The organism is Pseudomonas kilonensis, from assembly GCF_001269885.1.
Lineage (GTDB): Bacteria > Pseudomonadota > Gammaproteobacteria > Pseudomonadales > Pseudomonadaceae > Aquipseudomonas > Aquipseudomonas kilonensis.
In genome coordinates this window covers 156,081-170,894 of the sequence record NZ_LHVH01000005.1, presented here as the reverse complement: position 1 = coordinate 170,894, position 14,814 = coordinate 156,081, and the positions used below count along the sequence as shown (strand labels likewise).

17 protein-coding genes are annotated in these 14,814 nt (G+C 61.5%); 6 read left to right on the top strand and 11 right to left on the bottom strand.

Features of this window, described 5'->3' with window-relative positions; all coding sequences use genetic code 11:
- Positions 1-406: 406 nt before the first annotated feature.
- Positions 407-847, bottom strand: a complete 441-nt coding sequence (locus AD662_RS01835) for a hypothetical protein (protein ID WP_018606302.1) — start codon at positions 845-847, stop codon at positions 407-409.
- Between AD662_RS01835 and trmL the strand changes: the two genes are divergently transcribed.
- On the top strand, positions 846-1,301 hold the full coding sequence (trmL, locus tag AD662_RS01830) for a tRNA (uridine(34)/cytosine(34)/5-carboxymethylaminomethyluridine(34)-2'-O)-methyltransferase TrmL (protein ID WP_003196848.1): 456 nt from the start codon (positions 846-848) through the stop codon (positions 1,299-1,301). The two genes, AD662_RS01835 and trmL, sit on opposite strands and share 2 nt — an antisense overlap.
- 171 nt (positions 1,302-1,472) lie before the next feature.
- On the opposite strand, the gene secB is transcribed toward trmL, so the two are convergent.
- Genes secB through AD662_RS01815 form a run of 3 tightly spaced genes read right to left on the bottom strand, consistent with a single transcriptional unit; the run spans position 1,473 to position 2,665 of the window.
- Entirely contained in the window at positions 1,473-1,955 is a 483-nt protein-coding gene (secB, locus tag AD662_RS01825; RefSeq protein ID WP_018606305.1) for a protein-export chaperone SecB, read from the bottom strand.
- 40 nt (positions 1,956-1,995) lie between these two features.
- Positions 1,996-2,250, bottom strand: a complete 255-nt coding sequence (gene grxC, locus AD662_RS01820) for a glutaredoxin 3 (RefSeq protein ID WP_014336106.1) — start codon at positions 2,248-2,250, stop codon at positions 1,996-1,998.
- 1 nt (position 2,251) lies between these two features.
- Positions 2,252-2,665, bottom strand: a complete 414-nt coding sequence (locus AD662_RS01815) for a rhodanese-like domain-containing protein (RefSeq protein ID WP_003196840.1) — start codon at positions 2,663-2,665, stop codon at positions 2,252-2,254.
- Between the two features lie 152 nt (positions 2,666-2,817).
- On the opposite strand from AD662_RS01815, the gene gpmI reads away from it, so the two are divergent.
- From gpmI to AD662_RS01795, 4 genes are all read left to right on the top strand, one after another.
- Positions 2,818-4,347, top strand: a complete 1,530-nt coding sequence (gene gpmI / locus AD662_RS01810) for a 2,3-bisphosphoglycerate-independent phosphoglycerate mutase (protein WP_053177678.1) — start codon at positions 2,818-2,820, stop codon at positions 4,345-4,347.
- Positions 4,348-4,588: 241 nt separating this feature from the next.
- Positions 4,589-5,881: a murein hydrolase activator EnvC family protein gene (locus tag AD662_RS01805; protein ID WP_018606310.1), complete on the top strand. Its 1,293-nt coding sequence runs from the start codon at positions 4,589-4,591 to the stop codon at positions 5,879-5,881.
- Between the two features lie 32 nt (positions 5,882-5,913).
- Positions 5,914-7,230 carry a S41 family peptidase gene (locus tag AD662_RS01800; protein ID WP_018606312.1) on the top strand — a complete coding sequence of 439 codons (1,317 nt, stop codon included), beginning with the start codon at positions 5,914-5,916 and terminating at the stop codon, positions 7,228-7,230.
- A 1-nt stretch (position 7,231) separates the two neighbouring features.
- Positions 7,232-8,011, top strand: coding sequence for a divergent polysaccharide deacetylase family protein (locus AD662_RS01795; RefSeq protein ID WP_053185160.1), 780 nt, complete (start codon positions 7,232-7,234; stop codon positions 8,009-8,011).
- A gap of 300 nt (positions 8,012-8,311) precedes the next feature.
- On the opposite strand, the gene AD662_RS01790 is transcribed toward AD662_RS01795, so the two are convergent.
- The 7 genes from AD662_RS01790 to AD662_RS01760 form a co-directional block, all read right to left on the bottom strand.
- On the bottom strand, positions 8,312-9,058 hold the full coding sequence (locus tag AD662_RS01790; protein WP_018606316.1) for a substrate-binding periplasmic protein: 747 nt from the start codon (positions 9,056-9,058) through the stop codon (positions 8,312-8,314).
- Positions 9,059-9,121: 63 nt separating this feature from the next.
- Positions 9,122-9,892, bottom strand: coding sequence for an imidazole glycerol phosphate synthase subunit HisF (gene hisF / locus AD662_RS01785; RefSeq protein ID WP_003196830.1), 771 nt, complete (start codon positions 9,890-9,892; stop codon positions 9,122-9,124).
- A 9-nt stretch (positions 9,893-9,901) separates the two neighbouring features.
- A complete protein-coding gene (gene hisA, locus AD662_RS01780; protein WP_003196828.1) occupies positions 9,902-10,639 on the bottom strand; it encodes a 1-(5-phosphoribosyl)-5-[(5-phosphoribosylamino)methylideneamino]imidazole-4-carboxamide isomerase in 738 nt (245 codons plus the stop codon).
- Positions 10,640-10,681: 42 nt separating this feature from the next.
- Positions 10,682-10,936, bottom strand: coding sequence for a DUF2164 domain-containing protein (locus tag AD662_RS01775; protein ID WP_018606317.1), 255 nt, complete (start codon positions 10,934-10,936; stop codon positions 10,682-10,684).
- Positions 10,936-11,574, bottom strand: coding sequence for an imidazole glycerol phosphate synthase subunit HisH (hisH, locus tag AD662_RS01770; protein ID WP_018606318.1), 639 nt, complete (start codon positions 11,572-11,574; stop codon positions 10,936-10,938). Before hisH ends, AD662_RS01775 begins: the two co-directional genes overlap by 1 nt.
- Positions 11,574-12,167: an imidazoleglycerol-phosphate dehydratase HisB gene (hisB, locus tag AD662_RS01765; RefSeq protein WP_003186751.1), complete on the bottom strand. Its 594-nt coding sequence runs from the start codon at positions 12,165-12,167 to the stop codon at positions 11,574-11,576. The genes hisH and hisB overlap by 1 nt, the downstream gene beginning before the upstream one ends.
- 284 nt (positions 12,168-12,451) lie before the next feature.
- Complete coding sequence (locus tag AD662_RS01760; RefSeq protein ID WP_018606324.1) at positions 12,452-14,113, bottom strand: OFA family MFS transporter; 1,662 nt, start codon at positions 14,111-14,113, stop codon at positions 12,452-12,454.
- 261 nt (positions 14,114-14,374) lie between these two features.
- Between AD662_RS01760 and panM the strand changes: the two genes are divergently transcribed.
- Positions 14,375-14,773, top strand: coding sequence for an aspartate 1-decarboxylase autocleavage activator PanM (gene panM, locus AD662_RS01755; RefSeq protein WP_053185157.1), 399 nt, complete (start codon positions 14,375-14,377; stop codon positions 14,771-14,773).
- The last annotated feature ends 41 nt before the right edge of the window (positions 14,774-14,814 follow it).

Below are 14,814 nucleotides of genomic sequence, written 5' to 3'. Positions count from 1 at the left end.
AAGCCCGCTCCCACATTGGATCTTTGTGCACCGCATCAATGCACTGCGAACCGCAATTGCGCATGCACAACGAGCCAAAACCATCGACCCCGTTCGAAAAAAACCGCACAAATAAAAACAAAAGCCCCGGAATACGGGGCTTTTCGCATCACCAGCGGTCTTTTTGTGACAAGCCATTTAAAACTGGCACGCCCCCTGCAATAACTCAATCACTACCCAGTTTCGGGGACCTTGGTACAGGCAGGCCGGGGATTCCCCATTTTATACCGGGCTCATCGAGCCCAGTGTTTTGGGGGCCTTGATACAGGCAGGTCAAGGTTTCCCTTCTTTACACCAGGGCTGGACCTTCGCGGTAAGCCCTCCCGTTTTGGGGACCTTGGTACAGGCAGGCCGGGGATTCCCTCTTTTATTGCTCCTGGAGACGGACCTCCAGCCGCCAGCGGTCATCGACCTCGCTGGCGGTCCACGCCCCGCGCAACGGACGCGCCGCCACCAGTGTCAGCAACAACCCCTTGTCACTCAAACGCACCCGCCAGTTCACGTCCTTGCCGTTGAGCTTCAACTGGCCGTTCTGCGATCGACCTTCTGCTTCGAACAACAACGCCACCGAGCCGTCGATGACTTCCCCGTGCAACTTGGGTTCGTTATTGAACCAGGCCACCACGCCACCGTCGGTCACCTCGACCTGCTGCAGCACGCTCGGTTCGGGTGTGGTCAGGCGTCCGATCATCAGCCCGACCATCACGCCGACGATCGCCAACGAGCCCATTACCCGAGGCATTAGCTTCGAACGTTTATCGGTTTGCGGCGTAGAATGCCGCTCATCTTTATCTGCGGAGCCGTGCATGTTTCACGTCATCCTTTTTCAACCGGAAATTCCGCCGAATACCGGCAACGTCATCAGGTTGTGCGCCAACAGCGGCTGCCACCTGCATTTGATCGAACCGCTGGGCTTCGACATGGACGACAAGCGCCTGCGCCGTGCCGGTCTCGACTACCACGAGTATGCCACCTTGCAGCGTCACGCCGACCTTGCCAGTTGTCTGGAGAGCCTGGGGCATCCGCGCCTGTTCGCCTTTACCACCAAGGGTTCGCGGCCGTTCCATGACGCCAGCTTCGTCGCCGGTGATGCGTTCCTGTTCGGCCCGGAAAGCCGTGGCCTGCCGGCCGAGGTGCTGGACGCCCTGCCCGCCGACCAGCGCCTGCGCCTGCCGATGCGCGAAGGCTGCCGCAGCCTGAACCTGTCCAATACCGTGGCAGTGGCGGTTTATGAGGCGTGGCGGCAGAACGGCTTCGCCTGAGCCCTTCCTGTCAGCCAGAAACACCTGTGGGAGCAAGCCTGTGGGAGCAAAGCTTGCTCGCGATGAGGTCGACACGGTTCAACTGCAAAACCGCGTCATCGTTCATCGCGAGCAAGCTTTGCTCCCACAGAGCTCGCTCCCACAGGGTTTGTGCCGGGCTGGCAGCGCCGTTTACTGAACGGTCACGCCGCCTTCTTGCTGCATGCGCTGCAGTTCTTGCGCATACAGGGCATCGAAGTTCACCGGGGCCAGCATCAGGGCCGGGAACGAGCCGCGGGTCACCAGGCTGTCCAGGGTTTCGCGGGCGTACGGGAACAGGATGTTCGGGCAGAACGCACCGAGGGTGTGGCTCATCGAGGCCGCATCCAGGTTCTTGATCAGGAAGATCCCGGCCTGCTGCACTTCGGCGATGAACGCCACTTCGTCACCGTTTTTCACGGTGACCGACAGGGTCAGCACCACTTCGTGGAAGTCATCTTCCAGGGCTTTCTGGCGAGTGTTCAGGTCCAGGCCTACACTCGGCTCCCACTGCTGGCGAAAGATCGCCGGGCTTTTCGGGGCTTCGAAGGACAGGTCACGTACATAAATGCGCTGCAAGGAGAATTGCGGTGCGGCTTCTTCTTCGCTGGCAGCTGTGTTCTGTTGGTCAGTCATCGCAGATCCTTCTTACTTTCAGGTTCTTTCAGTGGGAAATTCAGGCCTTGAGCAGTGCGTCGAGCTTACCGGCACGCTCCAGGGCGAACAGATCATCGCAACCGCCCACGTGGGTGCTGCCGATCCAGATCTGCGGCACGGACGTGCGCCCGGCCTTCTGGGTCATTTCGGCGCGCAGTTGCGGCTTGCCGTCGACCTTGATCTCTTCGAAGGCCACGCCTTTGTTCTGGAGCAGGAACTTGGCTCTGGAGCAATAGGGGCAGTAATCGCTGGAATAGACAACAACGTGGGGCATTTCACTTCACCAGGGGCAGATTGTCGGCTTTCCAGCTCGCCACACCACCGGACAGCTTGGCGGCGGTGAAACCAGATTTCATCAGCTCGCGGGCGTGGGTGCCGGCGTGCTGGCCTTGGGCATCTACCAGGATCAGCGTCTTGGCCTTGTGTTTTTCCAGCTCGCCGATACGGGCGATCAGTTTGTCCTGGGGAATATTCACCGCACCGACAATGTGGCCGGCGGCGTAGTCCTTGCTCGGGCGGATGTCCACCACCACGCCGGCATCCTTGTTGACCAGCGCCGTCAGCTCGGCGGTACTGAGGCTGCGGCCGCCGCCCTGCATCGTATGGGCTACCAGCAACGCCAGCAGTACGACGAAGATACCGACGAGAATGTAGTGGTTAGTGGCAAATTCAATCAGGTGAGCAACCATCGAAGGAGGTTCCAGGGCGTTAAAATGTCGGCCAGTATACACAGCACACAAGGCCGGCCAAACCCCGCCCGGCGGTGACGCCGTCGGAACTTACCTTTAAACTGCCCGTCCCTTTTCCATCGTCTTCTTTTAACCCGCCACGAGTGGATTCCATGACTACCACGCCTAAACCTTTGGTCCTGATGATTCTCGACGGCTTCGGTCACAGTGACAGCCACGAATCCAACGCCGTGTATTCGGCCAACAAGCCTGTGCTGGACCGTTTGTGGGCCACCGTGCCCAACGGCCTGATCTCCGGCAGCGGCATGGACGTCGGCCTGCCGGACGGGCAGATGGGCAACTCCGAAGTCGGCCACATGAACCTCGGCGCAGGCCGCGTGGTGTATCAGGACTTCACCCGCGTGACCAAATCGATCCGCGACGGTGAATTCTTCGAAAACCCGACCATCTGCGCCGCCGTGGATAAAGCCGTGGCCGCCGGCAAGGCCGTGCACTTCATGGGCCTGCTGTCCGACGGTGGCGTGCACAGCCACCAGGACCACCTGATTGCCATGGCCGAACTGGCCTTCAAGCGCGGCGCCGAGCAGATCTACCTGCACGCGTTCCTCGATGGCCGCGACACCCCGCCGAAAAGCGCCACGTCGTCGATCGAACTGCTGGACGCAGCGTTCCAGGCACTCGGCAAGGGTCGCATCGCCAGCCTCATTGGCCGCTACTACGCCATGGACCGTGACAACCGTTGGGACCGCGTGTCCCAGGCCTACAACCTGATCGTCGACGGCAGCGCCGATTTCAACGCCGCCACCGCCCAGGAAGGCTTGCAAGCCGCCTACGAGCGCGGCGAAAGCGACGAATTCGTCAAGGCCACCACCATCGGTGAGCCGGTCAAGGTTGAAGACGGCGACGCCGTGGTGTTCATGAACTTCCGCGCCGACCGCGCTCGCGAACTGACCCGCGTGTTTGTCGAGGACGACTTCAAGGCGTTCGAACGCGCTCGCCAGCCGAAACTGGCCGGTTTCGTGATGCTGACCCAATACGCCGCCAGCATCCCCGCGCCATCGGCCTTCGCCGCCGGCAGCCTGGAAAACGTGCTGGGCGACTACCTGGCGAAGAACGGCAAGACCCAACTGCGCATCGCCGAGACCGAAAAATACGCCCACGTGACGTTCTTTTTCTCCGGCGGCCGTGAAGAACCCTTCCCGGGCGAAGAACGCATCCTGATCCCCTCGCCAAAAGTCGCCACCTACGACCTGCAACCGGAGATGAGCGCGCCGGAAGTGACCGACCGCATCGTCGAGGCCATTGAAAACCAGCGTTACGACGTGATCGTGGTCAACTACGCCAACGGCGACATGGTGGGCCACAGCGGCGTGTTCGACGCGGCGGTCAAGGCCGTGGAATGCCTGGACACCTGCGTTGGCCGCATCGTCGAAGCCCTGGAAAAGGTCGGCGGCGAAGCACTGATCACGGCCGACCACGGCAACGTCGAGCAGATGTCCGATGAATCCACCGGCCAGGCCCACACCGCCCACACCACCGAGCCGGTGCCGTTTATCTATGTCGGCAAGCGTGATTTCAAGGTCCGCGACGGCGGCGTGCTGGCCGACGTGGCACCGACCATGCTGATGCTGCTGGGCATGGAGCAGCCGGCGGAGATGACCGGGACGTCGATCCTGGTCTGATTGATCCATCAATCACCGTAAACCCTGTGGGAGCAAAGCTTGCTCGCGATAGCAATCTGACAATCTACATTTTCGTTGGATGTGCCGACGTCATCGCGAGCAAGCTTTGCTCCCACAGGGGTTTGGCGGGAAATAAGTGCCCTGCACCACTCCAGTTATCACACAGCCCCAAATGGGCGTTTTTTTTGCAGCGTGGGGCGGGCATACTAGGCCGTCCCTTTCCCTGGTGTCGCCCGCCTCTATGCTTCGCGTCCTGATAGCCCTCGCTCTGACCTGCCTGCTCCAACCGGCCTTTGCCGACGAGCGCGCGCAAACCCAACAACAGTTGGAAGCCACGCGCCAGGACATTGCCGAGCTGAAAAAGCTGCTGGGCAAGTTGCAGGAAGAGAAATCCGGCGTGCAGAAAGACCTGCGCGGCACCGAGACCGAGATGGGCAATCTGGAGAAGCAGGTCGAAGCCCTGCAAAAAGAGCTGAAGAAAAGCGAATCCGAGCTGCAACGACTCGATGGAGAGAAAAAAAAACTCCAGAGCGCGCGCACTGAACAGCAAAAGCTGATCGCCATCCAGGCCCGGGCCGCCTACCAGAACGGTCGCCAGGAATACCTCAAGCTGCTGCTCAACCAGCAGAACCCCGAGAAATTCGCCCGCACCCTCACTTATTACGATTACCTGAGCCAGGCACGCCTGGAACAGCTCAAGAGCTTCAACGAAACCCTGCGCCAACTGGCCAATGTCGAAAAAGACATCGAGCTGCAGCAAGCCCAATTGCTGGTGCAGAAAAGCAGCCTCGACACCCAGCGCGAAGAGCTCGAGAAGGTCCGCAAGGAACGCCAGGTGGCCCTGGCCAAGCTCAATGACGATGTGAAGGCTCGCGACAGCAAGCTCAAGGCCCGCGAGCAGGACCAGGCCGAACTGGCCAATGTGTTGAAAACCATCGAAGAAACCCTGGCCCGCCAGGCCCGAGAGGCGGAAGAAGCGCGCCAGAAAGCGCTGATCGCCCAGCAGGAAGCCGAAAAAAAGCGTTTGCGTGAAGCCCAGGCCGACGCAGACGCCGGCGACGCACCGCGCAAACCGGCAAAATCCAGCCCCGGCGCACTGGTTTCCAGTGACGGAGAAACCTTCGGCGGCGCTTTTGGTTCGGCACGAGGCAAACTTCCATGGCCGGTCAATGGTCGACTGCTTGCGCGCTTTGGTGAAACCCGCGGCGACGACACCCGCACCAAGTGGGACGGCGTGATGATCAGCGCCTCCGCCGGTAGCCAGGTGCATGCCGTGCATGGCGGGCGCGTGGTCTTCGCCGACTGGCTGCGCGGCGCCGGCCTGCTGGTGATCCTGGATCACGGCAACGGTTATTTGAGCCTGTACGGCCACAACCAGACGCTGCTCAAGTCCGCGGGGGATGTGGTCAAGGCCGGTGAGTCCATCTCCACGGTCGGTAACAGTGGCGGGCAGGATACGCCAGCACTGTATTTCGCTATTCGTCAGCAGGGTCGCCCCAGTGACCCGACCCAATGGTGTCGTGCGCAAGGATAAGCGCGCCCATCCTATTAAGGAGTTCGTTCGACATGCTGCATTTGTCCCGCCTTACCTCGCTGGCCCTGACGATCGCCCTCGTGATCGCTGCGCCCCTGGCTTTCGCCGCCGAACCGGCCCCGTCGGCACCCGCCGCCACAGCCGCGACCACCAAGGCCCCGCTGCCGCTGGACGAACTGCGCACCTTTGCCGAGGTCATGGACCGGATCAAGGCCGCCTATGTCGAACCGGTGGACGACAAAGTACTGCTGGAGAACGCCATCAAAGGCATGCTCAGCAACCTTGACCCGCATTCGGCCTACCTGGGGCCGGAGGATTTTGCCGAGCTGCAGGAAAGCACCAGCGGCGAATTCGGCGGCCTGGGCATCGAGGTCGGCAGCGAAGACGGTTTTGTCAAAGTGGTTTCGCCGATCGACGACACACCCGCTTCCAAGGCCGGCATCCAGGCCGGTGACTTCATCGTCAAGATCAACGGCCAGCCGACCCGCGGCCAAAGCATGACCGAAGCCGTGGACAAGATGCGCGGCAAGATCGGCCAGAAGATCACCCTGACCCTGGTGCGCGACGGCGGCACGCCGTTCGACGTGACCCTCACGCGAGCGGTCATCCAGGTCAAGAGCGTGAAGAGCCAGTTGCTGGAATCGGGCTACGGCTACATCCGCATCACTCAGTTCCAGGTCAAGACCGGCGAAGAAGTCGCCAAGGCCCTGGCCAAGATGCGCAAGGACAACGGCAAGAAGCTCAACGGCCTGGTCCTGGACCTGCGCAACAACCCCGGCGGCGTGCTGCAATCGGCAGTGGAAGTGGTGGATCACTTCATCACCAAGGGCCTGATCGTCTACACCAAGGGGCGCATCGCCAATTCCGAGCTGCGCTTCTCGGCCACCGGCAACGACCTGAGCGAAGCCGTGCCATTGGTAGTGCTGATCAACGGCGGCAGCGCCTCGGCATCGGAAATCGTCGCCGGCGCCCTGCAAGACCAGAAGCGTGGCGTGGTCATGGGCACCACCAGTTTCGGCAAGGGCTCGGTACAGACCGTCTTGCCACTGAACAACGACCGCGCCCTGAAGATCACCACCGCGCTGTACTTCACGCCCAACGGCCGCTCCATCCAGGCCCAGGGCATCGTCCCGGACATCGAGGTGCGCAAGGCCAAGATCACCAACGAGCAGGACAGCGAATACTTCAAGGAAGCCGACCTGCAAGGTCACCTGGGCAATGGCAACGGCGGTGCCGACAAGCCGACCGGCTCAGGCGCCAAGGCCAAGCCAATGCCGCAGGATGACGACTATCAGTTGGCCCAGGCCCTGAGCCTGCTCAAAGGGTTGAACATCACGTCCGGCCGCTGAGATGGGCCTGCGTTTTACCTTCGTCCTGCTGTGCCTGCTGGCGGGGGCCGTTAACGCGGCGCCCGCCACACCCTCTTCGCCGCACAAGGCGTACCTGAGCCTGATCATCGATGACCTGGGGCAAAACCTGCCTAGGGATCGCCGGGTACTGGCCCTCCCCGGCCCGGTCACCGCCGCGATCATGCCGGACACACCCCACGCCGCCGAATTCGCCCGCGAGGCCCATCGCGCCGGCAAACTGGTCATGCTGCACATGCCCATGGACCCGGCCTCCGGGCCGTTCGCCTGGCATCCTGAGCTGCCCGTCGAAGAACTGGGCAAGCGCCTCGACGCCGCCTTCGCGGCAGTGCCCTACACCAGCGGGATCAACAACCACATGGGCAGCCGCATGACCGCCCAGCCCCAGGCCATGGCGTGGCTGATGGCGAATTTGCAGCAGCGCCACAAGTTTTTCGTCGACAGCCGCACCAGCGCCCAGACAGTCGCCGCCGCCGAGGCGCAGAAGATCGGCCTCGCCAGCGTGTCGCGGGACGTGTTCCTGGACGACGAGCGCACCGAAGCCGCCATCGCCCAGCAACTCCAGAGCGCCATCGACCTGGCCCGCCGGCAGGGCTCGGCCGTGATGATCGGCCACCCCTACCCGCAGACCCTGGCCGTGCTCGAACGCGAGCTACCCAAGCTCAAGGCCCAGGGCATCGAATGGATCGACATCAAGTCGATGATCAGCCTGCGCAGCAATCGGGCAATGGTCGGGCATGGGAAGGATGGGGTTTATCGGTAGCGGCGACCGCGTTGCCTTCATCGTCGGATCGCCGCCCGGAGCAAGCTCGCTCCCACAGTGGTTCTGCATCGGGCACAAGATTTGTATTCACAGCAGATCCCTTGTGGGAGCGAGCCTGCTCGCGATGAAGGCTGCACATTCAACATCTCTGCAAGCTGATCCACCGCATTCGCGAGCAGGCTCGCTCCCACATTTTGATCTGTGGTGAAGGCAGTATTTATGAACACCCGGATACCTGTGGGAGCGAGCTTGCTCCGGGCGGCGATCCGACGATGGCGGCGGCACAGTCCTGCACAGCGCTCAGAGATACCGCGCCATGATCGCGTCCACTTCACCTTCCTTGCGCAATTCATCCAGGGCCTTTTGAAGCCGGGCAACCACGTCGTCAGGCACGTCTTTGTTCAAGGCCAGGTACAGCTCGGCACTGTTGAATCGCAGCACGGTCTTGAGATCGTTCACCCCTTCCTGACGCGCCAGGTACCGCCCGGCAGGGTCGCCGGTGGCCCACAGGTCGATCTGGCCGTTGACCAGTTTCCGGGCGTTGTCCTGATCGCGCAACACGACAATCGGGTTCAGCCCTTGCTTGGCCAATGTCTCGGCAATCGCGTCGCCCTTGTAGGCACCGACCTTGTATTGGCGCGCCTGCTCCAGCGAGCCTAGGGCGATCTTGCTGTCGGCCTTGGCGAGCATGATCCAATCATCCGGGCCGATCGGGCCAACCCATTTGAACAGCTTTTCACGCTCCGGCAACCGCGCCATGACAAACACACCGTAGCCAGGGTTTTCCAAGGCGAGTTTGTAGATGCGCTCCCAGGGGAAACGCAGCGTCAGGCTGTAGGAGATATCGGCACGCTTGAATATTTCGCGGACGATGTCCGCGGCAATGCCATGGATGTTTTCGTCCTGGGCGAAGTTCTTGCCGTTCTTGGCCATGTTGTACGGCGGGAAGTTTTCCGTCAGTAACACCAGCGATGTTTCAGCGGCGCGGACGGTACCGGCGAGCAGCAGCGTGGCACCGGCAAAGGCAAGAACGAGGCGTTTGAGCATGTCGGGCTACCGCAATCCATGGTGTGCCCAAGAGTGCCTTGGGCCCGCCATGGTGTCCAGCAGTCAGCGAATGCAGATACCGCGATGCGCCATGTAGGCCTTGGCTTCCGGCACGGTGTATTCGCCAAAGTGGAAAATGCTCGCCGCCAGCACCGCGCTGGCATGGCCTTCGAGGATGCCGTCGGCCAGGTGTTGCAGGTTGCCGACGCCGCCGGAAGCGATCACCGGAATGCCCAGGGCATCGCTGATGGCGCGAGTGACGCCCAGGTCGAAGCCGTTTTTCATGCCGTCCTGGTCCATGCTGGTCAGCAGGATTTCACCGGCGCCCAGGCCTTCCATCTTCTTCGCCCACTCGACGGCGTCGAGGCCCGTGGGTTTGCGCCCGCCGTGGGTGAAGATTTCCCAGCGCGGGGTTTCGCCCGGGCCGGAGACCTTCTTCGCATCGATGGCCACGACGATGCACTGCGAGCCAAAGTGCTGGGCCGCTTCGCCGACGAATTCCGGGTTGAACACCGCCGCGGTGTTGATCGACACCTTGTCGGCCCCGGCATTGAGCAGGTTGCGGATGTCTTGCACGGTGCGTACGCCACCGCCCACGGTCAGCGGGATGAACACCTGGCTGGCCATGCGCTCGACGGTATGCAATGTGGTATCGCGGCCATCGACGCTGGCCGTGATGTCGAGGAAGGTAATCTCGTCCGCACCCTGTTCGTCGTAGCGACGGGCGATTTCCACCGGGTCGCCGGCATCACGGATGTTCTCGAACTTGACGCCCTTGACCACCCGGCCGTTGTCCACGTCCAGGCAAGGGATGATGCGTTTGGCCAGCGCCATGGTGAGTCCTCAGCCTTTATAGGTATCGCAGAAGGCCTGGGCCTCGGCGACGTCCAGGGTGCCTTCGTAGATCGCGCGACCGGTGATCGCACCGATGATGCCCGGCGCCTTGGCGTCGAGCAGCGCCTTGATGTCACCCAGGTTGTGGATGCCACCGGAAGCGATGACCGGGATCTTCGTCGCGGCAGCCAGGGCGGCGGTGAACGGGACATTGCAGCCCTGCATCATGCCGTCTTTGGCGATGTCGGTGTAGACGATGGCAGACACGCCGTCGGCTTCGAAACGCTTGGCCAGGTCGATCACCTGCACGGTGCTGACTTCAGCCCAGCCGTCGGTGGCGACAAAACCGTCTTTTGCGTCCAGGCCAACGATGACCTTGCCCGGGAAGGCGCGGCACGCTTCAGCAACGAACTCGGGCTCTTTCACGGCCTTGGTGCCGATGATCACGTAGCTCACGCCAGCCTTGACGTAATGTTCGATGGTTTCCAGCGAGCGAATGCCGCCGCCGATCTGGATCGGCAGGTTCGGGTAGCGCTTGGCAATGGCCGTGACCACTTCGCCATTGACCGGTTGCCCTTCGAAGGCACCGTTCAGATCGACCAGATGCAGGCGACGGCAGCCGCCCTCCACCCACTTGGCGGCCATGCTCACCGGGTCATCGGAAAACACCGTGGAGTCTTCCATGCGGCCCTGACGCAGACGTACGCAAGCGCCGTCCTTGAGATCGATAGCGGGGATAATCAGCATCTGGCAAACCTTCAAATACGAATATTCAGCTTGGCTCGAAAATCAGTTTTTCTCGAGCGCCCACAAGTCGCTTTCAATGCTTTCGAACCTTTCTTTAAGGTGCGTCTGCACATCGAAAATCGCCCTGTTGTAATAGTGCGGAGCAATTTCGCGGGTAAACAGGTCAAGAATTTCCGCCGCTTCGAACGAGCCCAGGTCCAGCTCGAAACGGTCCTCCATGAACCGCTGGATCTTGCGGTTCGCTTCACTCTCCTGCTCGGGCGTGAGGGTGAGGATCGGCGGTTTCTTGCGGGCCATTACCAGCGCCCGTCCCACGCGGCGAAGTTCTGCAACAGCTGCAGGCCATGGGTATGGCTCTTCTCGGGGTGGAACTGCACGGCGAAGCGCGAACCATCGGCCAGGGCCGCGGCGAAATCGACGCCATAGTGACCGCTGCCCACCACCTGCCGCGCATTGCCGGCGGCGATGTAGTAGCTGTGCACGAAGTAGAAGCGCGCCAGGTCCGGGATGTTGTGCCACAGCGGGTGATCCACCGTCTGCTTCACTTCGTTCCAGCCCATGTGCGGGACTTTCAGGTGCTCGCCGTCTTCATGCAGGCCCTTGCCGAAAAACTTCACCTGGCCTGGAAACATGGAGATGCAATCGACGCCGTCGTTCTCTTCGCTGCGCTCGAGCAAGGCTTGCATGCCCACGCAGATGCCAAGGAACGGACGGTCCTGGCTGACTTCGTGCACCAGCTTGTCGAAGCCCAGGCGACGGATCTCGGCCATGCAATCGCGAATCGCACCGACGCCGGGGAACACCACCCGGTCGGCTTCGCGAATCACGTCGGCATCGCTGGTGATCAGCACCTTGCCAGCGCCCACGTGCTCGAGAGCCTTGGCCACCGAGTGCAGGTTGCCCATGCCGTAGTCGATTACCGCGACCGTCTGCATTACAGGACGCCCTTGGTGGAAGGCATCTGGCCGGCCATGCGGTCATCGAGCTCGACGGCCATGCGCAGGGCGCGGCCGAAAGCCTTGAACACGGTTTCGATCTGGTGGTGGGTGTTGTGCCCGCGCAGGTTGTCGATGTGCAGGGTCACGTTGGCGTGGTTGACGAAGCCCTGGAAGAATTCCTGGAACAGGTCAACGTCGAAGCCGCCGACGGTGGCACGGGTGTACGGCACGTGCATCTGCAGGCCCGGACGACCGGAGAAGTCGATGACCACGCGCGACAGCGCTTCATCGAGCGGCACGTAGGCATGGCCGTAGCGACGGATGCCCTTCTTGTCGCCGATGGCTTTGGTAAAGGCCTGGCCCAAGGTGATACCGACGTCTTCCACCGTGTGGTGGTCGTCGATATGCAGGTCGCCCTTGCTGACGATGTCCAGGTCGATCAGCCCGTGACGGGCGATCTGGTCCAGCATGTGCTCAAGAAAAGGTACACCGATATCAAACCGGGCCTTTCCGGTGCCATCCAGGTTGATCGAGGCTTTGATCTGGGTTTCCAGAGTGTCGCGCTCGACAGACGCCTTACGTTCGGCCATCACCAGCTCCGCAAAATCATTGGGCGAAAAAGGCAGCCATTATAGGGGCGCGAGCGGCAAACAGAAACACAAGAGGTGACATCACTGACGGGCTGAATCCCGGGCTGTCGGTGATAGACATGTCCATACAAGCTTTCAAGGTCGCCCAAAAGCAAATGTGGGAGCGGGCTTGCTCGCGAAGGCGGCGTATCAGTCGACATCATCGTTAACTGACACACCGCATTCGCGAGCAAGCCCGCTCCCACATTTAGGGTTGCCCTGGCCTGACGGTCAGGGCAACGGTCTTAGCGGAACAACACCGCCGTCTTCTGCAGGGTCACCCACACACCCCACGCCAACGGAATGCCCACCACCAGCCAGGCGGCGATCGCCAGGGACTTGGTGCCCGGTGCGGCTTTCCACTCCAGCGAAGTGCTGCTGTCGGCGCCCTTGTCATGGCCCAGCGCCTGTTCGGCGGCCAGTTCGGCATCGGTCATGAAGTACTTGTCGGCGACCGGACGGACCATCAGGTTGCAGAGGAAGCCCAGCACCAGCAGGCCGGCGAGGATGTACAAGGTGATGTCATAGGCCGCGGCACGTTCAACACCGATGCTCAGTTGATATTCACGCAGGTAGTTCACCAGTACCGGACCCAGCACGCCTGCCGCCGCCCAGGCAGTCAGCAGACGACCGTGGATTGCACCGACCATTTGCGTACCGAACAGGTCCGCCAGGTAGGCTGGCACCGTGGCGAAACCGCCGCCGTACATCGACAGGATGATGCAGAACGCCGCCACGAACAGCGCGACGCTGCCCAGGTGACCCAGGTTCGGGATCAGCGCGTACAGGGCAAAGCCCAGGGCGAAGAACACGAAATAGGTGTTTTTACGACCCAGGTAATCCGAGAAGGAGGCCCAGAAGAACCGGCCGCCTATGTTGAACAGGCTCAACAGACCGGTGAAACCCGCCGCGATGGCCGCGATCTGGCCCAGTTGCACGGCGTCCAGCTGACCGAAAGGCAGGTCATTGCCGAGCAACTTGCCGCCGAACACCTCCTGCAACAGTGGCGAAGCCATGCCGAGGATGCCGATACCAGCGGATACGTTCAGGCACAGCACCAGCCATACCAGACGGAACTGCGGGGTTTTCCAGGCAACGTTCACGTGAACGTGGCGATGGGTGATCATCGCGTTCGCGGCTTTCTTCGGTGCCGGGGTCCAGCCTTCAGGCTTCCAGCCGGTCGGCGGAACGCGGTACGACAAGGCGCCACCGATCATGAACACGAAGTAGATCGCGGCCATGACCAGGAAACTCTGCCATACGCCCACGCCGGTTGGCGAAGCGAAATGGTTCATCAGCGCCGCGGCCAGCGGAGCACCGACCATCGCACCACCGCCGAAGCCCATGATCGCCATGCCGGTCGCCATGCCGCGCTTGTCCGGGAACCACTTGATCAGGGTCGACACCGGGGAGATGTAGCCCAGGCCCAGGCCGATACCACCGATCACCCCGGAACCGACCCACATCAGCCAGATCTGGTGGGTATAGATACCCAACGCGGAAATCAGCAGGCCACCGCACCAGCACAATGCCGATACAACGCCGGCCTTGCGTGGCCCGGCGTGTTCCAGCCAGCCGCCCCAGATGGCTGCCGAGCAACCCAGGAAGATGAAGAACAGGGTGTAGATCCAGCCGAGCATCGAGATCGGCCAGTCGCATTGGGACGAAAAGACTTGCGAGATGAAACTCATATCCGGTGCACAGGCCACAGGCTTGGTGACACCCAAGGCTTTGGACAGTGGCAACCAGAACACCGAGAAGCCATAGGCCATGCCGATGCAGAGGTGAATGGCCAGTGCGGCCGGTGGAACCAGCCACCGGTTGAAACCGGGCTTGGCGATGATACGTTCCTTGGAGAGGAACGCTGGCTGGTCGGCGATGCCGTCTGCCGTGATGCTCGTGCTCATTGTGTATCCCCCAATTATTGGAATGATCCGTCAGCCACGCCTCACCCTCAGCCTTCATTGCACGCAGGCATGGCTGTATTTTCTGGTGAAGCTCCATAGTGTGCGACATCAAGTCGCAGAAGGACGGACGAACGGGCAAAGGTTACCATTTGCTCGCGGCAGAAAAACCAAAGTGATATCACCTTTTTCGTGCCATCTGTCTTATCGCACGCTTGCTCGCTTTCTGTAGGGGGCTAACGATTTATTTTTTCAGGAATTTTCATGCCCATCGTTGTCGAGCTCATTACTGACGCCAATTGTCAGGACCAACAGGACCTGCAGAAAATCTACCGGGATGCCCCGGCCTGGCTGTTTGAACCCTTTGGCGATGCCACGCAACTGATCGCGCAATGCCTTGAGGAAGGCTCGTTGGTAGCAGCACGGTTCAATGACCGCCTGCTCGGTGCCGCACGCCTGCAACGGCACCAGAACGCCTGGCGCTTGTCCCACCTGTGCGTACGAAACGTTACCCGTCGCCGTGGCGTGGCTGAACGGCTGGTGAGCGAAGCCCGGCGAATGGCCGCGTTAAACGGTGCCGAGCTGCATTTGTTGGCGCCGACCGGGCATCTGCAAGCCCAGGCGCTGGCGGCCAAGCTGGGTCTAATGTTGGTCCAGGATTAGAAACCACTGTGTGCGGGCTTGCTCGCGATGGCGGTCGCACA